The sequence below is a fragment of the Bacillus sp. RC240 genome, from assembly GCF_044907945.1.
Lineage (GTDB): Bacteria > Bacillota > Bacilli > Bacillales > Bacillaceae_G > Bacillus_A > Bacillus_A mycoides.
In genome coordinates, this window is the sequence record NZ_JBIYCT010000003.1 from 376848 (window position 1) to 398170 (window position 21323).

21 protein-coding genes and 1 other annotated feature are annotated in these 21323 nt (G+C 37.4%); of the genes, 7 read left to right on the forward strand and 14 right to left on the reverse strand.

Features of this window, described 5'->3' with window-relative positions; genetic code table 11:
• The first annotated feature begins 119 nt into the window (after nt 1-119).
• On the forward strand, nt 120-1565 hold the full coding sequence (locus ABH955_RS13600) for an MATE family efflux transporter (protein WP_113937679.1): 1446 nt from the start codon (nt 120-122) through the stop codon (nt 1563-1565).
• A 190-nt stretch (nt 1566-1755) separates the two neighbouring features.
• On the opposite strand, the gene ABH955_RS13605 is transcribed toward ABH955_RS13600, so the two are convergent.
• The 5 genes from ABH955_RS13605 to ABH955_RS13625 form a co-directional block, all read right to left on the reverse strand.
• The gene (locus tag ABH955_RS13605; RefSeq protein ID WP_113937678.1) at nt 1756-2691 is read right to left on the reverse strand and encodes an ABC transporter ATP-binding protein; all 936 of its coding nucleotides are present in this window, start codon (nt 2689-2691) and stop codon (nt 1756-1758) included.
• Nucleotides 2684-3727, reverse strand: coding sequence for an ABC transporter ATP-binding protein (locus ABH955_RS13610; RefSeq protein WP_113937677.1), 1044 nt, complete (start codon nt 3725-3727; stop codon nt 2684-2686). Before ABH955_RS13610 ends, ABH955_RS13605 begins: the two co-directional genes overlap by 8 nt.
• Before the next feature lie 20 nt (nt 3728-3747).
• Complete coding sequence (opp3C, locus tag ABH955_RS13615) at nt 3748-4764, reverse strand: oligopeptide ABC transporter permease (RefSeq protein WP_113937676.1); 1017 nt, start codon at nt 4762-4764, stop codon at nt 3748-3750.
• Nucleotides 4761-5690: an oligopeptide ABC transporter permease gene (gene opp3b / locus ABH955_RS13620; protein WP_000534164.1), complete on the reverse strand. Its 930-nt coding sequence runs from the start codon at nt 5688-5690 to the stop codon at nt 4761-4763. Before opp3b ends, opp3C begins: the two co-directional genes overlap by 4 nt.
• A gap of 127 nt (nt 5691-5817) precedes the next feature.
• The gene (locus ABH955_RS13625; RefSeq protein ID WP_404491194.1) at nt 5818-7452 is read right to left on the reverse strand and encodes a peptide ABC transporter substrate-binding protein; all 1635 of its coding nucleotides are present in this window, start codon (nt 7450-7452) and stop codon (nt 5818-5820) included.
• 319 nt (nt 7453-7771) lie between these two features.
• Here ABH955_RS13625 and ABH955_RS13630 point away from each other — a divergent pair, with 319 nt between their 5' ends.
• Nucleotides 7772-8152: a DUF3899 domain-containing protein gene (locus ABH955_RS13630; RefSeq protein WP_002125921.1), complete on the forward strand. Its 381-nt coding sequence runs from the start codon at nt 7772-7774 to the stop codon at nt 8150-8152.
• A 105-nt stretch (nt 8153-8257) separates the two neighbouring features.
• Nucleotides 8258-8474: a binding site (T-box leader), on the forward strand.
• A gap of 75 nt (nt 8475-8549) precedes the next feature.
• Nucleotides 8550-9539 (forward strand): tryptophan--tRNA ligase, encoded by a 990-nt coding sequence (gene trpS / locus ABH955_RS13635; RefSeq protein WP_000110999.1) that lies wholly within the window; start codon nt 8550-8552, stop codon nt 9537-9539.
• 391 nt (nt 9540-9930) lie between these two features.
• Here the strand turns inward: trpS and ABH955_RS13640 are convergent, their stop codons facing one another.
• The 7 genes from ABH955_RS13640 to ABH955_RS13670 all read right to left on the reverse strand — a co-directional run bounded on the left by ABH955_RS13640 (nt 9931) and on the right by ABH955_RS13670 (nt 16240).
• On the reverse strand, nt 9931-10677 hold the full coding sequence (locus tag ABH955_RS13640; protein ID WP_002030367.1) for a YjbA family protein: 747 nt from the start codon (nt 10675-10677) through the stop codon (nt 9931-9933).
• Between the two features lie 141 nt (nt 10678-10818).
• Nucleotides 10819-11610, reverse strand: coding sequence for a DUF2268 domain-containing putative Zn-dependent protease (locus ABH955_RS13645; protein ID WP_404455912.1), 792 nt, complete (start codon nt 11608-11610; stop codon nt 10819-10821).
• Nucleotides 11611-11724: 114 nt separating this feature from the next.
• On the reverse strand, nt 11725-12963 hold the full coding sequence (gene fabF / locus ABH955_RS13650) for a beta-ketoacyl-ACP synthase II (protein WP_002030364.1): 1239 nt from the start codon (nt 12961-12963) through the stop codon (nt 11725-11727).
• Nucleotides 12964-12994: 31 nt separating this feature from the next.
• A complete protein-coding gene (fabH, locus tag ABH955_RS13655) occupies nt 12995-13927 on the reverse strand; it encodes a beta-ketoacyl-ACP synthase III (RefSeq protein WP_404455909.1) in 933 nt (310 codons plus the stop codon).
• 435 nt (nt 13928-14362) lie between these two features.
• Entirely contained in the window at nt 14363-14539 is a 177-nt protein-coding gene (locus ABH955_RS13660) for a ComZ family protein (protein WP_002011319.1), read from the reverse strand.
• A gap of 64 nt (nt 14540-14603) precedes the next feature.
• Nucleotides 14604-15476, reverse strand: coding sequence for an NAD-dependent epimerase/dehydratase family protein (locus ABH955_RS13665; protein ID WP_242309833.1), 873 nt, complete (start codon nt 15474-15476; stop codon nt 14604-14606).
• A 29-nt stretch (nt 15477-15505) separates the two neighbouring features.
• Complete coding sequence (locus tag ABH955_RS13670) at nt 15506-16240, reverse strand: lipase family protein (protein ID WP_404445910.1); 735 nt, start codon at nt 16238-16240, stop codon at nt 15506-15508.
• Nucleotides 16241-16396: 156 nt separating this feature from the next.
• Here ABH955_RS13670 and ABH955_RS13675 point away from each other — a divergent pair, with 156 nt between their 5' ends.
• Nucleotides 16397-16579 carry a YjzD family protein gene (locus ABH955_RS13675; protein ID WP_001211111.1) on the forward strand — a complete coding sequence of 61 codons (183 nt, stop codon included), beginning with the start codon at nt 16397-16399 and terminating at the stop codon, nt 16577-16579.
• Nucleotides 16580-16610: 31 nt separating this feature from the next.
• Here ABH955_RS13675 and clpB read toward each other — a convergent pair whose 3' ends face one another.
• Nucleotides 16611-19211, reverse strand: coding sequence for an ATP-dependent chaperone ClpB (gene clpB / locus ABH955_RS13680; protein ID WP_404491196.1), 2601 nt, complete (start codon nt 19209-19211; stop codon nt 16611-16613).
• Between the two features lie 173 nt (nt 19212-19384).
• Nucleotides 19385-19564, reverse strand: a complete 180-nt coding sequence (locus ABH955_RS13685) for a YjzC family protein (protein ID WP_002086997.1) — start codon at nt 19562-19564, stop codon at nt 19385-19387.
• A gap of 491 nt (nt 19565-20055) precedes the next feature.
• On the opposite strand from ABH955_RS13685, the gene ABH955_RS13690 reads away from it, so the two are divergent.
• The 3 genes from ABH955_RS13690 to ABH955_RS13700 all read left to right on the forward strand — a co-directional run bounded on the left by ABH955_RS13690 (nt 20056) and on the right by ABH955_RS13700 (nt 21309).
• Nucleotides 20056-20865 (forward strand): Cof-type HAD-IIB family hydrolase, encoded by an 810-nt coding sequence (locus ABH955_RS13690; RefSeq protein WP_002030271.1) that lies wholly within the window; start codon nt 20056-20058, stop codon nt 20863-20865.
• A gap of 105 nt (nt 20866-20970) precedes the next feature.
• Nucleotides 20971-21111: a hypothetical protein gene (locus ABH955_RS13695; RefSeq protein ID WP_000516816.1), complete on the forward strand. Its 141-nt coding sequence runs from the start codon at nt 20971-20973 to the stop codon at nt 21109-21111.
• The gene (locus ABH955_RS13700) at nt 21112-21309 is read left to right on the forward strand and encodes a DUF3813 domain-containing protein (RefSeq protein ID WP_002011309.1); all 198 of its coding nucleotides are present in this window, start codon (nt 21112-21114) and stop codon (nt 21307-21309) included.
• Nucleotides 21310-21323: the final 14 nt, after the last annotated feature.

The following is a 21323-nucleotide window of genomic DNA, read 5'->3' on the forward strand; positions in this document are numbered from 1 at the left end:
AATAAATTTTATATTCTATAATATCTTACGCATAATTATTCCTCCTTTTTTGTCATAAAATGAAGGTTTATTCATATTGAAAATATGTAGGCTAAAATAAGTGCAAAGGATATGAAAGTGTGTTACGATACACTTTGCTAAAAATAGATATCGGTAAAGAGGGGACGGACATGACAGCAATTCGCTCAAAAAACGGGCCAACAGAGAAATTAAGTTTATTCTTATTAACATGGCCTATTTTTCTAGAAGTTTTTCTTTTTATGCTGATGGGGATCGCTGATACTTTCATGTTAAGTGCATTATCAGACGATGCTGTATCTGGGGTTGGTGCAGCGAATCAATACCTTCATATCGCGATTTTAGTACTAGAAGTCATCGGGAATGGTGCAGCTATCGTTGTATCCCAATACCTCGGTTCTAAACGCTTTATGGAAGCATCAAAAATATCAGCATTAGCCGTCACATTAAATTTAGTGGTCGGACTCATTATAAGCGCTGGTTTTCTTTTATTTTCAAAACATATGATGACGGCAATGAATTTACAAGGCGATGTACTAACGTATGCACAAAGCTATCTATCCATCGTCGGAGGAGCTATTTTCCTTCAAGCTATTATTAACTCATTAGCCGCAATTATCCGCGTTCACGGCTTTACAAAGCAAGCGATGTTTGTTTCGCTTGGAATGAATATTATTCATATCGCCGGAAACTACGTACTTATTTTCGGGAAATTCGGTTTCCCTGAACTTGGTGTGCAAGGGGCCGCGATTTCTTCCGCTGTCAGCCGGTTAATCGCACTTATCATTTTCTTCTGGTTACTATACCGCGTTATGGAATACCGTGTGAAATTACAATATTACTTCACTTTATCAAAAGAATATGTTGGCAAAATTTTGAAGATTGGCATTCCATCTGCATTCGAACAAGTCATGTATCAAGCTTGTCAAATTGTCTTCTTATATTACGCAACATACTTAGGTACGGAATCGTTAGCTGCAAGACAATACGCTACTAACATTTCCATGTTCACTTATTTATTCGCCATTGCTATCGGTATGGGAACAGCTATTATCGTTGGACGCCTAGTTGGCGGAAATGAAAAGGATGAAGCTTACACACGCGTATGGAAAAGTGTACAATGGGCGATTGGTGTAACTTTATTTATGGTCATGCTCGTTGTTACATTCCGCACACAATTAATGGGACTATTTACGGATAATCCTCATATTATCGCTCTAGGGGCAAGCGTTCTTTTACTAAGTGTACTACTTGAAACAGGACGGACGATGAACATCGTCATCATTAATTCACTTCGTGCAGCTGGCGATGCAAAATATCCTGTTTTAATCGGCGCATTCTCCATGGTGTTAATGAGCTTACCACTCGGTTACTTTTTCGCCTTCCATTTAGACATGGGGCTCGTTGGTATTTGGCTAGCGATTGCTATTGATGAATGGACGCGGGCGATTATTATGTTCTTCCGATGGAGAAGTAGATCGTGGGAAAATTATGCACTTGTTAAACCTGATGAACAAGAAGATAGTGCTTCTGTTCAAGCGCAATAAAATAAAAGTGTTTCTAAATGAAAAAAAGGCGGCTGATTTCAGTCGCCTTTTTCTTCATTCTCGGAAACTCTTACTTCGCTGTCTTTAAACAGAAAAAGAACTTGGATAAAATCTCTTTATACTAACTTAAGTTTAACTAGTATAAAAAAGTAGAGCCATCCTTCTGTAATAGAAGAATGGCTCTACTTTTTTATTGATAAATCTCTTTATATTTCTTATACTCCGCTTCAGAACATAATACGAAATGTCCTGGGCGAATTTCACGCATTGTTGGTACTTCGCTACCATAATCATGCTGAGTTGGATCGTATACGATACGTTTACGATTGCGCTCATAATCTGGATCTGGAAGCGGAATTGCAGATAGTAGTGATTTTGTATATGGATGCATTGGATTCGCATATAACTCTTCACTTGTTGTCAACTCAACGATTTGACCACGGTACATTACACCAATGCGATCACTAATGTATTTTACCATTGATAAATCATGGGCGATGAATAAGTATGTTAAACCTTTTTCTCTTTGTAACTGTTTCAGTAAGTTTACAACTTGCGCCTGAATCGATACGTCAAGTGCTGAGATTGGTTCATCAGCAATGATAAATTCAGGTTCTACAGCTAGCGCACGAGCGATACCGATACGTTGACGTTGTCCGCCTGAGAATTCATGCGGGAAACGGTTCGCGTGCTCTTTATTTAAACCAACTGTATTTAACAGCTCGTGAACACGGTCCATACGCTCTTTTTTGCCTTTTGCTAGTCCGTGAATATCAATACCTTCTGCGATAATATCCCCTACTGTCATACGAGGATTTAATGATGCATATGGATCTTGGAAAATCATTTGCATTTTACGGTTGAACTTCTTAAGTTCTGCGCGTGATTTTTTCCCATGTACATTTTCACCATCGAACAACACTTCACCGGCAGTTGCATCGTATAAACGAATGATCGTTCTTCCAGTTGTTGACTTACCACAACCAGATTCTCCTACAAGTCCAAATGTTTCACCGCGGTAAATATCAAATGAAATATCATTAACTGCTTTAACAACACCACCACTCACATCAAAGTGTTGTTTCACATTTTTCACTTCAATTAATTTCTCACGTTGTTTAGTCATGTTGTTCACCTGCTTTCATTTGAAGAATACGTTTTTCAACAACTGCTGGTGGTTTTACTTCTGGCGCTTGCTCATGAAGTAACCAAGTTGCCGCATAATGTGTATCACTTACTTTAAATAAAGGTGGTTCCATTTCAAAATCAATTTTCAGCGCCTGCGGGTTACGTGGTGCAAAAGCATCACCCTTTGGCGGTTTTAATAAGTCTGGAGGCGTTCCTGGAATCGCATATAGCTCGTCCTCTGAACCATCTAAGCTTGGCATAGATGCGATTAAGCCCCATGTGTATGGATGTTTTGGATTGTAGAAAATTTCATCAACCGTTCCAATTTCAACAACTTTACCAGCGTACATAACCGCAACTCGGTCTGCAACGTTTGCCACTACACCTAAGTCATGCGTAATGAAAATGATTGCTGCTTCTGTTTTTTGCTGAATGTCCTTCATAAGTTCTAAAATTTGCGCTTGAATTGTAACGTCTAGCGCTGTTGTCGGCTCATCGGCAATTAATAATTTCGGATTACAAGCTAACGCCATCGCAATAACTACACGTTGTCTCATACCACCTGAGAATTGGTGAGGATATTGTTTTAAGCGCGCTTCTGGATTTGGAATACCTACAAGGTCGATTAATTCTAAAGCAACTTTACGTGCATCTGCTCTACTCATCCCTTGGTGTTTAATAAGACCTTCCATAATCTGATTACCAATTGTCATCGTTGGGTTTAATGATGTCATTGGATCTTGGAAAATCATCGCAATGTCTTTACCGCGTACTTGCTGCATTTCTTTTTCTGTTAGTTTCGTTAAATCACGACCGTCAAATACAATCTCTCCATTTTTAATACGGCCTGGAGGATTCGGGATTAATCCCATTAGCGCTTTAGAAGTAACTGATTTCCCAGAACCAGACTCTCCTACAATCGCTAATGTTTCCCCTTTTTTCAAATCAAAAGTAACTCCGCGCACTGCTTGTACTTCACCTGCATGTGTATCAAAGGAGACTTGTAAATCTTTTACCTCTAACAATGTTTTCATTTTTACTTCTCCCTCCTCGTTTACTTACGCATTTTTGGATCTAACGCATCGCGTAATCCATCTGCCATTAAGTTGAATGCTAGAATTAACATACTGATGACAACCGCAGGGATGAACATCATGTGTGGATACGTTTGAATTGATTTATATCCATCATTTACAAGAGAACCAAGTGATGCGAATGGTGGCTGAATGCCTAAACCGATGAAGCTTAAGAATGCCTCACCAAACACCGCTGATGGAATTGTAAACATTGTCATTACGATAATTGGTCCCATAACGTTTGGAATTAAGTGTTTCACAATTAATTGTGTATTTGTTGCACCTAATGTACGAGACGCTAATACATACTCTTGATTTTTTAACTTTAAGATTTGTCCACGAACAATCCGCGACATCCCTATCCAACCTGTAATCGCCATCGCGAGTGTGATCGACCAAATACCTGACCCCATAATGATTACCATTAAAATAACGATGATTAAGTATGGAATACCGTTAATAATCTCCATAATCCGTTGCATAATATTATCTACTCTGCCGCCGTAGAACGCTGAAATACCTCCGTATGCAACCCCAATTACTAAGTCAATTGCTGCTGCTAAAAGAGCGATATATAATGATACACGCGTACCTTCCCAAGTTCTTGTCCATAAATCACGGCCAAGATCATCTGTACCAAACCAGAAGTACTCTTTAATATCACGTTTTTCATATTGGTCAACACCATATTGATCTGTACCGTCAAATGGTAACCAATGAACATTTTCAATCACTGGAATTTTCGGTGGCATTTTCGCACGACCTAAGTCTTGCTCTTTATACGAGTGTTTACTTATCATCGGTCCAAAAATTGCTAGTAATATAATAAGCGCTAATAAAATGAAACCAAACATTGCTCCTTTATGTTGGAACAATCGTCTTCTTACATCTTGCCAAAACGTTAAGCTTGGACGGGCAATGACTTCATTATCAACATTATTTTGATTGGCTTGTTGAAATAAATCTGGAGATAATTTTTGTACATCTTTCATCATTTTTTCCCTCCCGCTAAACGAATACGAGGATCAATAATTCCGTATAAAATATCGACAATGAAAATAACTAAAATGAAGATTGCACTATAGAAAATCGTAGTTCCCATAATAATTGTATAGTCATTTACTGTAATAGATTTAACGAATTGTTCCCCAAGTCCTGGTACAGCATAAATTTGCTCAATAACAAGTGTCCCTGTAATTAATGCAGCAACCATTGGCCCTAAAATTGTTACAACTGGAATTAACGCGTTACGAAGTGCGTGTTTTACAATGATAACGCCTTGACTAATCCCTTTTGCTTTCGCTGTTAAAATGTAGTCAGCTTGCATAACTTCAATTAATTCTGCACGAGAGAAACGTGCGATTGTTGCGATAACTCCCATCGATAGTGCAATTGTAGGCATTACAGTAAACTCCGGTCCTTTCCAGAATGCTACTGGGAACCAACCAAGTTTTACCCCTACGAAATATTGTAGTAATGCGGCGAATACGAATGATGGTACCGACATCCCGAGTACGGAAATAATTGTCGCCCCATAATCGACCCACGTATTGTTACGAAGTGCCGCAATGATTCCTAAAATTAAACCGATAAATGTTCCTAATATAATCGCTTGTAAACCAAGTTGTGCTGATGGTCCAATACGATCCACAATCATATCTGTTACCGGACGGTTATCATATTGGAATGATACCCCTAAATCACCTTTTGCTAAGTTACCTAAGTAACGTGCATATTGAACTGGTACCGGATCATTTAAACCATATTTTTCAAGAATGATTTCTTTTTGTGCCGGTGATAACTTCTCCTGGTTTTTCAGCGGAGAACCCGGAAGTAATTTCATCAAGAAGAAAGTCAGTGTAGTAATTAAAAATAATGTCAAAGCCATGTACACGAAACGTTTTAATACATAACGTCCCATAGTCAAGCACCTCCCCGTTTTTCTCAAAAGCAATAAGATAGTTTAAAATATTCTTACTTTTATTTTTTTAAAATAAGAGCATATGCCCATCATAGGCATATACCCTTATTCATGATGGAAACCATTTTTAGTTTTTGAGTTCAACCCACTTATAGCTAAATTCTCCGCCATATTTATGTTCTAATAGGCCTGTAATTGAACTACGTTGTAAATATGCCTTTCCAGGTTGATATACTGGAGCAATCGCTGCATCTTCAAGCAGTTGTTGTTCTGCTTTTAATAGAGCATCCCAACGAGCTTGTACATCTACTTCTGTTTTGGCTTTCTTAATTAGTTCATCATAAGCTGGATTTGCGTAATTCACTTTATTTTGTGAATTACCTGTTGTATACATTTCAAGGAATGACATTGGATCCATATAATCTGGACTCCATCCCGCATATGACATCGCATAATCTCCACTTGCTTCAAGTTTTAATTTTTGTGCAAATGGCTGCATTTTTGTTGAAACTGTTAAACCTGGTAAGTTCTTTTCGAATTGTCCTTTTAAATACTCTCCGATTTTTTTGGCATCATCAGTATCAAAGTTTAATAACTCTAACTCTACTTTGTCTACACCAAGTTCTTTTTTACCAGCTTCCCAATATTTTTGAGCTTCTTTAACATCCTCTTTTATAAGCTTTCCGTTCTCTTCACGGAAGTCTTTTCCGTTAGGTCCTTTTGCCAAACCCTTCGGAACAAAACCATACATTCCTTCTGAACCATCGTTTAAGATAACTTTCCCGATATTTTCACGTTCAAAGGACATCGCAATTGCTTTTCGGATATTTTTATTTGCTAAAAACTTATTTTTTTCATTTAAGCGAATGAATTGTGTAGATGGTCTCTTAATTGTTTTAAAATCAGCATCTGATTTGTATTTATCTACAAACTCTGATGTTAATACTACACGATCAATTGCTTTTGTTTCATATAAATTTATAGCCGTTGAACGATCCTTAACAATATTGAAGTTTACTTCCTCAAGTTTTACTACTTTATTTTCCCAATACGTCGGGTTCTTCGTCAATTTGAAACTTTGTTCATGCTTCCATTCATTTAAAACGAATGGGCCATTATAAAGTGTCGTATTGGATTCTAATCCGAATTTATCTCCTTGTTCTTTTACAAACTTCTCATTCAAAGGATAAAATGTTGGATAGACTGTTAGACTTACAAAATAAGGAACAGGATTATCTAATTCCACTTCAAGTGTGTGATCATCAATTGCTTTTACACCAAGTTCCTCAACTGGTAATTCTTTTTTATTAATTTTCTCTGCATTTTTCACATCAAATAGTATGTAAGCAAATTTGGCACCCGTATTTGAATCAACAGCTCTTCTCCAAGAATAAACGAAGTCTTTCGCTGTTACAGGTTCACCATTCGACCATTTCGCATCTTCACGTAATTTAAATACATACTTTTTACCATCTTCTGATTTCTCATAAGATTTAGCGACTCCTGGAACGAGGTTATCGTCTTTCCCCAGACGATACAATCCTTCCATTGTGTTATTCATGATGTTAGAAGATGCTGCATCCGTTGATAGCGTCGTATCCATTGTTGGTATTTCAGCAGTTTCTGTTAGATTCAATACTTGCTTATTTGAAGTACTGGATCCTTTCACGCTTGCCTTATTATCATCTTTTTGATAACTACAGGCTCCTAGCACACTTACTGTCAACGTCGATGCAAGCAATAGCGGTATCTTTTTCTTCATGCTGTGTTGCCTCCCCTAATTGCACTTCCTGTACCCTCACTTGTAGAAAAACAGAATTGAAAGAATAATCTCCAAGTTTCTACAATTTTCATTATACATATAATATGACGATTGTGAATATAGTTTTTTGTTTTTTTGTTAAAATTTTTAATAAAATGTTTATATTTTTAATTTTTTGTAAAGGGATACGTTAACATTGCTACCATCATCTTGAAATTAGAACCTCAATTGTGTATAATTTTCAAAAAATTATTTATATTACTTATTATAACTTTTATAGTATAATAATTCTAGTAATATTTTGACGGAGGGGAATATTTTGAATAAAGTTTTTTTTCATACTTGTATACTATTTTTGGTTGCGATAATCGCTTCTAGTGTGGGCGCATTCCTCGTTTCATCTCATTTTTTGTTGAATTTTGTCAACATCTCATTCTATATTGCATTGTTTTTTATTCTTATAGGTGGTTTTTTATTCATATTTCAAAACGGATTTTTTAACGTAACAATTTACGCATTCCAAAGAGTATTTGGTACGAATAAAAAAATTGACTCTTTAATTGAAGAAGCAGAGGAACCTATCGATAAGAAAGAACGTATTTATAAAACATATTCATTCAAATGGACGTATCCGATTTGTATTACCGGTATCGTACTTGGGTTGTTCTCGATCCTCATTAGCTTTACTATTTTGATGTAGTTTGCAAACACTATCCCATATGATATAATAATCAGCAAAACATTTTGTTATAAAACTTTAGTTCTTTCATATTAAAAGAGCTTAGGTAACAATAAATAAATTTACATGTATGCGATGATAAAGAAGAGTACATATTGAGGCAATTTCAGAGAGCTTGTGGCTGGTGTGAACAAGTAATTGCGCAGTATGGAATGGGCTTTTGAGCACCAAACCGAACCGAAAGTAGTAGGCTTTGGCGTTATATCCAAACGTTATTATGGATTAGAGAGATTTCACAGTAGTGAAATAATTAGGGTGGTACCGCGGTCCATTCGTCCCTATAGTTTTTTGGGATGAATGGGCTTTTTTGTTTGCCTTCTCTTCCCCATCACGCATTCAAATTTAGGAGGAATTACTTATGTCAGTTATCTTTTCTGGTATTCAGCCGAGTGGAACAATTACACTTGGAAACTATTTAGGAGCTATGAAGCAATTTACAGAGCTTCAAAATGAACACGACTGTTATTTCTGTATTGTAAACCAACATGCGATTACAGTACCTCAAGATCCCGTACAACTTCGTAAAAACATTCGCAGTCTTGCTGCACTTTATGTAGCATGCGGCATCGATCCTGAAAAAGCTACTTTATTTGTACAATCAGAAGTACCAGCACACGCTCAACTAGGATGGATTATGCAATCAGTTGCTTACGTTGGAGAATTAGAGCGTATGACGCAATATAAAGATAAATCTTCTGGTAGAGATTCAGTTCCAGCTGGATTACTAACGTATCCACCATTAATGGCTGCTGATATTTTACTTTACAACACTGAAATCGTACCTGTTGGTGATGATCAAAAACAACATATGGAATTAACACGCGACCTAGCAGAGCGTTTCAACAAACGCTTCCGTGAAGTGTTCACTGTTCCTGAAATTCGTATTCCAAAAGTAGGAGCTCGCGTTATGTCATTAACAGAACCTACGAAAAAAATGAGTAAATCTGATCCGAATCCAAAAGCAATGATCAGTATGCTTGATGAACCAAAAACAATTGAAAAGAAAATTAAAAGTGCTGTAACTGATTCTGAAGGTATCGTGAAATTTGATAAAGAAAACAAACCTGGAATCTCTAACTTATTAACAATCTACTCTTCATTCTCTGGAAAAACAGTTGAAGAAATAGAAGCAATGTACGAAGGAAAAGGATACGGAGACTTCAAAGGCGACCTAGCACAAGTAGTCGTAGAAGCAATTCGTCCAATCCAAGACAAATATAACGAACTAATCAACTCCCCAGAACTAGACGAAATTCTAGACAAAGGTGCCGAAAAAGCGAACCGCGTTGCATTCAAACAACTACGCAAAGTAGAAAACGCAATGGGATTAAGTAGAAAGCGTAGGTAATATATAAAGCGGAAGCGGCTCGTTCAGCTCTGACTGGCTAAGGTTCTTTCGCATAAAAGGCGCTTTTTGCCTTCTTATGCGGAAGGTTCTTAGACACGAAGAGCTTGCCGCTGGAGCTGGATTTATTTATAAAGCGGAAGCGGCTCGTTCAGCTCTGACTGGCTAAGGTTCTTTCCCACAGAAGGTGCTTTTTACCTTCTCGTGTGGAAGGTTCTTAGACGCGAAGGGCTAGGAGCCGGAGCTGGATTTCACATAAAGCGGAAGCGGCTCGCTTAGAATGTGAGGGGGATGGAGCTCCTGACGTAGAGGCGGGTTTTGCCTCGCAGGAAGGCGCGAAGCCACCGAACATTCTTGTCACCTCCATAAAAAAAACCGCCAATTGGCGGTTTTTTTAATTTACCTTCTGCTCATTTTCCATTTCCCATAACTTTTCAAAAAACGGCTGTCCTTTTACAAGGCGCTCACATAATTGCTCGTGCTTCTCAGACCATCCAGTTTTCGCTTCATCATAAAGTTTAGCCCAAACATCTTCAAACTCCATATGTTGGACCATTCCGTACGCTGATGGATCCCACTCTGTGAACCAATAGCGAATTTCAGCTGGATTTTTCGTTGTATGTAATTGATCTAATGCCATAAATAATAATTGTTTTAACTGTCTTTCTTTACGAGTTAGGCCGTTCATAATGAAAGGTGACGGCGATAAAATATGATGTTCTTTTTCAATCTCTTCCACTTGGAACTCATACTTTTCTGCTTGCACATTCTCTACCATCTCATATACCATCTGTTCTTGACGCGGTATAAGCCTACTTTTTCTAATTGGCACATTATAGCCGATTGAATCAATCGCAATAATTCCTTTTCCATCTGTAACTACAAAACAATATTCTTGTTGCAAGCGTTCGTGATTTTTACGAATATAAGCCTTATGATATACGTCTTCCAATAATTTTTGCGGAAGCTCTAATAATTCGTTCTCGATGTAATGATATAATGTGGCATCTACTTTTAATAATGGCACTTGATCTAATAGCTCAATCGTATCATCTTTCCGCCATTCGTAAAAATGACAAACGTTATACCCATTCTCTTCACCTTCAAACCAATTTACCCATACATCATGTAGATATAACATTCACTACCCCTCACTTCACTACTGTTTGTACCAATCATTATGTTCATTTTTGCTTAACTTTATTCCACTTGAGGAAATATATTCTAATTATTATTTTTTCTTCTATAATATTAAAAAAACAGGAGATAGCTCCCCTGTTTTTCATGAAACATGAAATGTATTTGCTTTATTCAATATTTCTTTCGCATCTATAGATAATAAAGAAAGTGTATTTCCTCCTTCAAATGCTACACAATCTTTCACAATATGAAATCCAAGTGCATAGCCAAGCATTTTCGGATACGAGTGCAGTCCATTTAATAAAACATCATGCTCCCTCGTACCTCTCTTTACGCCTATTCGTTCTTGTATTGAATTCCTCCAATAATAAATAGCATCTTCTTTTGAAATGTAAGTAGTCCACGGTGCACATCTTTTTTCTGTATACCTTTCATACACAGCTTGCTCAGCTAACCCTTCCATAATCATCGTATCAAGTAATGTATACTCTGTTTCTTTCGTCTCAATTTGATGTAACCTACATATATGATGGTATTCATGCGTTAATAAAGCTTTTAGTTCCTCTACTGAATTACGTCCACATACGAATAAGAATATAACGTGACGCATAGATAAGCCAGCCTTCCCGTTATATTCCTCTTGTACAGTTCGATTGTATGAATCTGATAATAAAATAAAGATAGGGACATCTGGACCTTTTAGCCAACCTTTCAATTTTTCATACTCCATGCTAAGTTCTTTCCAAATTTCTTTCTTCTCTAACTCTTTAATTTCCTGCTCCCCCCGCATTACTGGTCGATACATACCTTTAGAGATTAAAAAGCGATACAGCCTCTCTTTTGGCAATGGAATATACTTTGTAAATTTCTCACAAAGCTTCTCTGGACGTCCATAATACAGATGTAACCATTCTGCCGTTTCAACAACCCCCACCTTCATCCCTCCTTTTCTTATGTATATGCAAAAAAGAAAGGAACGTAAAGGTGATAAAAAATAAATAAGGTGTCTTTTCGTAATACTTTACGAAAAGACACCTTATTGTACATATTATTTATATGCTTTAAATACTAATACTGCGTTATGACCACCGAATCCTAATGAATTACTTAATACAGCTCGCACTTCTTGATGTCTCGCTGTATTTGGTACGTAATCTAAATCACATTCTGGATCTGGTGTTTCATAGTTAATCGTCGGAGGAATTACTCCGTCTGTAATTGATTTAATAGAGAAGATCGCTTCAACAGCACCAGCTGCTCCTAATAAATGACCTGTCATTGATTTCGTTGAGCTAATCGCTACTTTATATGCATGCTCACCGAAAGTTTCTTTAATTGCCATCGTTTCATACTTTTCATTTGCATCTGTACTTGTACCATGTGCATTAATGTAATCAATATCTTTTGGCTCTAGACCTGCATCAGCTAAAGCTTGACGCATCGCACGAACTCCGCCTTCACCGCCAGGAGCAGGCATTGTAATATGGAACGCATCACCAGTTGCACCATAACCAGCAATTTCCGCATAAATGTGAGCACCACGTGCTAATGCGTGCTCTAATTCTTCAAGAATAAGAATTCCTGATCCTTCACCCATTACGAAACCGCTACGATTTTTATCGAATGGGCGGCAAGCCGTTGCTGGATCTTCATTGAATGTTAATGCTTTCGCTGAGCTAAACCCAGCGAATGCCATACTTGTTAATGGCGCTTCTGCTCCGCCTGTTATCATCGCATCAGCATCACCGCGCTGGATTACTTTAAACGCATCACCAATTGAGTTTGCTCCAGATGCACAAGCTGTTACAGAGCAAGTATTAATTCCTTTCGCTCCTGTAGCGATTGACACTTGACCTGCTGCCATATCTGGAATCATCATTGGTACGAAGAATGGGCTCACGCGGCGCGGACCTTTTTCAGTAAAAATCTTAAATTGTTCTTCGTATGTTTCCATACCACCAATACCAGAACCAACCCATACACCAATGCGTGGTGCATTTTCTTCTGTAATTTCAAGCTTCGCATCCGCAACTGCCATTTTCGCTGCTGCTACTGCATATTGCGTAAAGCGGTCCATACGGCGCGCTTCTTTTTTATCTATATATTTTTCGACTTCAAAGTCGTTAATTTCTGCTGCTACTTTTGCAGGAATTTGTTCTGAATCTATTCTTGTAAGTCGTCCGATTCCGGATACACCGTTTTTAATGTTTTCCCAAGCTGTTTCAACATCTGTTCCGATCGGTGTAACAGCTCCTAGCCCTGTAATTACGACCCTCTTTTTTTCCATACAAAATACACTCCTTTTTTTCTCTCAGTCCTTATTTACCCCAACGAAGAGCTACTGCTCCCCATGTTAACCCGCCGCCAAAACCGACTAGTATAATTAAATCACCATCTTGAATACGTCCATTTTGCAATTCCTCTACCATTGCAATTGGAATGGAAGAAGCCGATGTATTACCGAACTTTTCAATTGTCATACTCATTTTTTCTTTCGGTAAATTTAATCTTTCTCTTGCAGATTCCATAATACGAATATTCGCTTGATGTGGTACTAAGAAGTCCACATCCTCTTTCGTAAGTCCCGCTTTTTCTAACACGCGAAGACAGGAATCACCAAGTTGGCGAACAGCAAATTTAAAGACTTCTCTGCCGTTCATCATAACATACTCGTCTTGATAAAGATGCTTACCGCCACTTCCGTCCGCTCCTAATTCAAAAGAAAGTACACCCTTTCCTTCCGAAACAGCTCCCATTACGATAGCACCTGCTCCGTCCCCAAATAGTACGGCTGTATTTCGATCGTTCCAGTCTACAATTTTAGATAGTTTGTCACTACCAACTACTAATACATTTTTATAAGTTCCCGTTTGAATAAATTGCTGCGCTGTAATCATTCCGTACATAAAGCCAGCACACGCTGCACTTAAATCCATTGCGGCTGCGTGTTTTGCGCCAATTGCTTCTTGGATTACACAAGCTACTGCTGGGAATGCGCGATCTGGCGTTACTGTTGCCACTAAAATAAGATCGATATCCTCTCCGCTAATCCTGGCATCTTCAAGTGCTTTTTTAGAAGCCTCTACCGCCATATATGAAGTATCTATTGTATCATCGGCAATGCGTCTTTCTGCAATTCCCGTTCTCGTACGAATCCATTCATCAGATGTATCTACGATTTTCTCTAAATCGTGATTTGTGACTACTTTTTCTGGCACATATCTTCCGATCCCTAAAATGCCCACGTTCACATCGCAGCCCTCCGTTTTATATCAATTATTATGACTTGGTACTAATTTTAAAACATAAATGTACTTTTGTCTAGAATATATTTCAGCTAAAAAAATAAGACAGCGTATCACTAACTTTATTTTTCATTAAAAGAAACAGAAAAATCCCTATCCTTTCAAAAGATAAACTTCCCAATACTTTTGACCTTACTCCGCTCGAAACAAAAAAAGCCCTTTCCGCTTCTATCCACAGCTCGAGCCTCTCTCCCATCAAAAAAGAAGGGTTTGGTTTTATTCTTTATCTGCTTTCCCTTCAAAACTAAGACCTTCTCCTCATAACCTTCCCCTTTAGCCTCATCATCCCCCAGGTTTCACTCCACTCGAAACAAAAAAAGGCCCCAACCGCTTCTATCCACGGCTCGAGCCTCTCTTCCATCAAAAAAGAAGGGTTTGGTTTTATTCTTTATCTGCTTTCCCAAGCTCATATGCTTCGCCCATTACTTTCATCAATAGCTCTAACACCGGCTGTGCTTTCTCCATATCAAGTGCAATTCCATTAGAATCTAAAATTGCCTTTGCTTCTGGTAAATGCTTCATTGCGATTTGTAAAAATTGCATACTTTTTTCGTTCATGTAATCTCTTCCTCTCCATTAAAGCTTTTCAATCAATTATCCATACAATAGTGTAACACGCATGCTACCCTTCGTATAACTCTTTATATTTTTTCATATGTGCCAATTGTTTATTTAAACCGAATTCTACTGGTGTATTTTTTTGAATAGAAATGACCTCTACAGCTTCATCTCTTACTTCCACATTTTTGTTATTTACTTTATCATCTGCATGTAAAAGACTCATACCTTTTTCCCATAACTCTTCTTTTCCACTAAGTAAATTATATATACCGAGGTGTTTTACATTCATTCCATTTTCCCATAAATATTCACATACATCTTCAACGTAAAGTAAATCCCTTCCTTTTTCTCCATTTATACAACGGCACTCTTTTTCATCAAGTTCTGATAAAATAAGCTGATGATACATCATAAACGACGGTTGCCACGGCCCATATAATGTAGGAACTCGATATGCACTATATTGTAATTCGCCTTTTTTCAACCCTTCTTCCACTTTCGAAAATAGATGTTTGTTTTCGGATTCTTCAGTGCTTCCTATTTCAATAGAAGAAATTAGATTTAACTTTACTTTATTTTTTTCACACATCCTTACGATTCGTTTTAAATATTGTAATATGACCCTTTCATTCCGAAATCCACTTTGCTGATTCGGCTCATACAAGCAAAAATAAACTGTATCGAAACTCTCTTCCTCTACCGATCGCCATCCGTCTTCATCCCTTATAGAATAGTAAGTAAATAACGCATTCCGCCCAATCAACAATAATTTCTCTTCATTAATTTTTGTCATACTATCAAATTCATCAAAATCAAGACCATATACTTCTACTTCTTCTGCAATCATTTTATTCACAAGGTGATAACCTACAAACGTAAGTGCACCTATAATCAGCACGCGTTTCATACCACCAACCCTTTCCCCTTGAAACAAATAGCTCCTCATTTATGTATATGGGAGCTTCACAATTCTTCTTCATATTTTTTAAAGAAATCAGTCGTTTGTCTAACCATTTTATATTTCACATCTTGCAGATGGAATAAAACAGAAGTATCGCATTGATTGAATTGCCTCATTTTCTCGTATTTACGTAACAATTGTTTTCTTCCTCTTTTTTCCTGTGTTGAGACAAAAATTTTAACAGGTACACAAGACGGCAGAAGCGCAAATGATTTCTTATTTATTTTTGATTCTAATTCTTCTTCTTTGGAATCATACGCCAAACTTAATTCCTTCACTAATCTTTTGTAAAAAAACTTATGCTCTTTCTCAAAATCCACATATTCTGGTAAATCTAAACACGGATTTAACATAACGACAGAACGTATACATTCAGGGTATTTGTTCATCATCTCCAGCGCTACAAGCGCTCCCATACCATCTGCCATAATGTGCATTTTCGCATTCAATGTCTCTTTTCTTAGAACGACATCATACAAACGTTTTGCAAGACAAACAGCTCGGTCGTTCCCCCAATGCCTTCCATATAAGTTAGATGAAAAGACCGTATAGCCTTTTTCAATAAGGCCCTGTAAAAAATAAGCTCTCCCTGCATGCTGTGTCCATAAACTTGTACCATTCTCAATAAAATAGTTATAATCTCCTAGGAGCATAACAGAAAATCCATTTGGCTTTTCCGGTAAATAAATTACACATGGTTCTTTTTCTAAGTAAAAAAAACGTTCCGTAATACTCATTTTTCTCCCGCCTTATTTTCTAAACGTATAAAAGTACTCTTTTATACTGTATGAACAGAATGCAAATTTGCGTTGAAAAATCTACAAATATTTTTCTATATTCTTTTTTCAATTGTGTTACAATAAGGACAGATTGAACGAATAGAGGTGTAAAATATGCGTTTCATTTGGGCATTAATTTGGTCGTTCGCGCTTGTACATATGATGAGCTACGTAATCGGCTCTATGACTGGCGGTACATACGATTTTAACCAAGCGTCTATTTTCTCAGTTGTTCTTGCGGTATTAGTATTAGCGATTGCAGCTGCGATTCCAAACGAGCCAGTAGAACAACACTAAAAAGAGTCCGGATTTTATCCGAACTCTTTTTTTACTTTACATGAACGACTAATTCGTTATTTTCTACATCAACCACTACGTGACTATTGTCCGTAATCGTTCCTGCAATTAATTCTCTCGCTAATTTCGTCTCAACTTGACGCTGTACGTATCGTTTTAACGGACGAGCTCCGTACAGCGGGTCGAATCCAGCTTCTACAACAAATTCTTTTGCAGATTCCGTCAATTCTAATGATATGTGGCGATCTGCTAAACGCCCTTGTAATTCTTGTACAATCTTATCAACAATACCTTTAATTTCATTCCTTGTAAGAGGTTTGAATAAAATAATTTCATCGACACGGTTTAAGAATTCTGGTCGGAAATGTCCTCTTAATTGTCCCATTACAAGTTCTCTTGACTCTTCTTTAATAGAACCATCTTCTTCTAGCCCTTCTAATAAGTGAGCAGATCCAATATTTGAAGTCATAATAATAACCGTATTTTTAAAGTCTACTGTACGTCCTTGTGAATCTGTAATGCGGCCATCGTCTAACATTTGTAATAAAATGTTGAATACTTCTGGATGTGCTTTTTCGATTTCATCTAACAAAATAACAGAATATGCTTTACGTCTTACTGCTTCTGTTAATTGTCCACCTTCTTCATATCCAACATATCCAGGAGGCGCTCCAATTAAGCGTGACACTGCGTGTTTCTCCATATACTCAGACATATCAATACGAATCATTTGCTCTTCACTGTCAAATAATGTTTGTGCTAGCGTTTTTGCAAGCTCAGTTTTACCAACACCTGTAGGGCCTAAGAAAATGAATGAACCAATTGGACGATTCGGATCTTTAATGCCAGCGCGCGCACGAAGAACTGCGTCTGATACAAGGCTTACCGCTTCCTCTTGACCGATAACACGCTCTGATAAAATTTGTTCAAGACGTAATAATTTCTCACGTTCACCTTCAACGAGTTTTGCGACAGGAATACCAGTCCATCTTGAAACAATGTCTGCAATTTCTTCTTCGCTTACTTCCTCGCGTAATAAACGATTTTCTTGTTTATTATGTGCACCCATCTCTTCCGCTTCTTTTAACTCTTTTTCGATAGCTGGAATTTTCCCGTGGCGAAGCTCAGCTGCTTTATTTAAATCGTAATTTCCTTCTGCTTCTTCTAACTCACGGCGCAAGCGCTCTAAATGCTCACGTAAGTCACGCACTTTGTGAATGTCTTCTTTTTCTTTCTCCCATTTCGCTCTCATACTACTTGCAACTTCTTTTAAATCCGATAATTCACGTTGCAATGTTTTTAGGCGCTCTTGACTACCTAAATCCTTTTCTTTCCCAAGAGCAGCTTCTTCAATTTCCAGCTGCATAATGCGGCGCGTTACTTCATCTAATTCTGTTGGCATAGAATCAATTTCTGTTCGAATTGTTGCACAAGCTTCATCAACAATATCAATTGCTTTATCGGGCAAGAAACGATCCGAAATATATCGATCTGATAAAACAGATGCCGCTACAATCGCGCGGTCATGAATATTTACACCGTGATAAATTTCAAAACGCTCTTTTAAACCACGTAAAATGGAAATTGTATCCTCAACAGTTGGCTCTTCTGCTAACACTTGTTGGAAACGTCTTTCTAACGCTGGATCTTTCTCAATATATTTACGGTATTCATCTAATGTCGTTGCCCCGATACAATGCAGTTCACCACGCGCTAGCATTGGTTTTAACATATTTCCCGCATCCATCGCTCCTTCTGTTTTACCAGCGCCGACGATTGTATGAAGTTCATCAATGAATAATAAAATACGGCCTTCACTCTTTTTAATTTCATTTAATACAGCTTGCAGACGTTCTTCAAACTCACCGCGGAATTTTGCTCCGGCCACAAGTGCACTCATATCTAAAGCGAAAATTGTTCTATCTTTTAATCCTTCTGGGACATCTTTTTTCACAATACGCTGCGCTAATCCTTCAACGATTGCTGTTTTACCAACACCTGGCTCTCCGATTAAAACGGGGTTATTTTTCGTTTTGCGTGAAAGAATGCGGATTACGCGGCGAATTTCACTATCTCTGCCAATTACAGGATCAATTTTCCCCGCTCTTACTTCAGCCACTAAATCACGGCCATATTTTTCTAACGCTTCATAAGTTGCTTCTGGATTTTGACTAGTCACTCTTTGATTCCCCCGAACTGTCATTAAAGACTGTAATAAGTTATCTTTCGTAATATAAAATTTTGCAAATAATTGATTTATATCGCCTTTCTCTTCAGAAAAAGCAAGTAATACATGTTCGATTGAAATGTAGTCATCTTGCAATTTCTCCGCTTCTTTTCCCGCTTTTACAAGCAGTTGTTGCAAAGCACCTGTTACATATAATTTCCCTGCCTCTGCCCCGCTTCCAGTTACAGAAGGCTTTTTCTTAATTAAACTTTCTACATCTGTTTTTAATACTTCTATATCGACATTCATTTTTTGAAAAATACGTACCGTTAATCCGTCTTGTTGCTCTAATAACGTAAGCAATAGATGAACAGTATCTACTTCTTGGTGATGATGAGATACCGCTAAAGATTGAGCACTCATAATCGCTTCCTGTGTTTTTGTTGTCATTTGATTTAAGTCCATCTTTACAGTCCTCCAAACGTTTGACTTTCTTTGACCTTTGATTTGATTATACGCCAACTGACTTTTTTATACAATAATTTTGCTTATGTATTTTCAAACTTATTATTGGAAAAAGAAAAAAGTAACATTCATTTTCCTAATCAAAAAAGCCGCAATAACGATTGCGGCTTCTGTTACGGTTTTCTTTTATATGTCCACTGACGGTTATGATTTGCGTTCTCTGGAAACTTTTCACCGGCAGTTAATTGTACCATTTGCGGATTTTTCACCATACTTCCCGTTTCACCAATTTCTACGTAAATGCCATCATTTGGCGCTTTTTGCCCTGAACGAAACCTGCGATTTTGTCCCATTTCCATTCTCCTTCCATGACGTCTTGCCTCATTAGTATATCCATTTTAAAAGAAAGCTTTTCTGTCATGTTTAGGAAACAAGTACTACCGTTTACCCATGTACATATATATAATTACACAACCTTAAGCAGGAATTATTGGCATATTTGTTGAAAAAAAAGAAACCAACCAAAGTTTAGGCCAGTTTCAAAGGAGAGTCAAACATATACGAGAAGATTACATGTTCATTATAAGTCGGATCATTCAAACAATGTAACCCTTTTCACAAATTGTACATAATGAAAGCAACATTGTTTGAACTTTCTAAAAATATATTGACTTTTCCTAATTTCCAACGAGAAATAGTAGACACCACAGCGCTTCGCGACGTAAGATGGATATATAGTGAAACTTTCATCTACAGTAGTTTCACCCAGTCTAACCTCTTATTTCTGCATATTAAAAACGGAAATACAGATAGAATCAAAAAATTTATTATAAGAGGTGAAATTATGAACAAACAACATTTAATCGCATTAGACTTAGACGGAACTTTATTAACAGACAACAAAATAATTTCTCCAAGAACGAAAAACACAATTGCAAAAGCAAAAGAACAAGGACATATTGTCGTTATTTCAACAGGGCGTCCATTCCGCGCTAGTTACGATTATTATAAAGAACTTAGCCTTAACACACCAATCGTAAACTTTAATGGAGCTTACGTGCATCACCCTCTTGATTCAAGTTGGGGAACACATCACTCTCCTCTTGAACTTTCAACAGCGCAAGAAATAGTCCGAGCTTGCTTTGATTTCGGCGTGAAAAATGTCTATGCTGAAGTCATCGATGATGTGTATGTCCGTGAAATTGATGAAGATAAAAAACATATTTTTGAATTCGGTTCTCCAAAGATTTTCACAGGAGATTTATTAAATATTTTAAACGACCATCCAACTTGCTTATTAATCGATGCACATGACGAGCATTCTGCTGCAATTCGCCAACATTTAACAGATATGCATGCTGAAGTCATCGACCATAGAAAATGGGGTGCACCTTGGCCAATTATTGAAATTGTAAAAAGCGGATTAAATAAAGCTGTCGGATTACAAAAAATTTCAGGCCATTATAACATTCCTAAAGAGCGAATTATCGCTTTTGGTGATGAGGATAACGACTTTGAAATGATCGAATTTGCTGGTCATGGAATCGCAATGGGTAATGCAATTCCTGAATTAAAATCACTTGCAAATCATACGACATTAACGAATGAAGAAGATGGTATCGCTCTATATTTAGAAGAGGTTCTTGGATTGTAATCTAAAAATTCCCTGCTTATAGTTTCTCGCTAAACGCTCATACTATTATTAGACGCAAAAGTCAGCGCGTCAATTGTTTTCAGCTAAATAAAGGGGGTTTTTCGAATGGGTAAAAAGAACAAATCAAAACGTTTTATCCAGCAAGGAGCCGATGCTGTTATGAAGCATGATGCAAGATTCCCGTACAGAGGTACATTAGCTGAGGCAGAAAAAGCGAGAAGTAACTCTTCATTTGGAGGGGTTTAAATGGGGAACTTACTATTCCAACAAGCTAGAGACGCTGTTTCAAGTGCCGTTTCTTGTTCAAGTGGCGCTGAACAACAGGAACTCGTTTATAGAGCAAAAAACTCTTTGCACTCTGCTTATGCAAACTCTTCAACTGCTGAAAAAGTTCAGCTACGTGAAATGCAGGAGCAATTGCAAAACATTACGAATTCGCATTAAAAAAGGAGGACCAG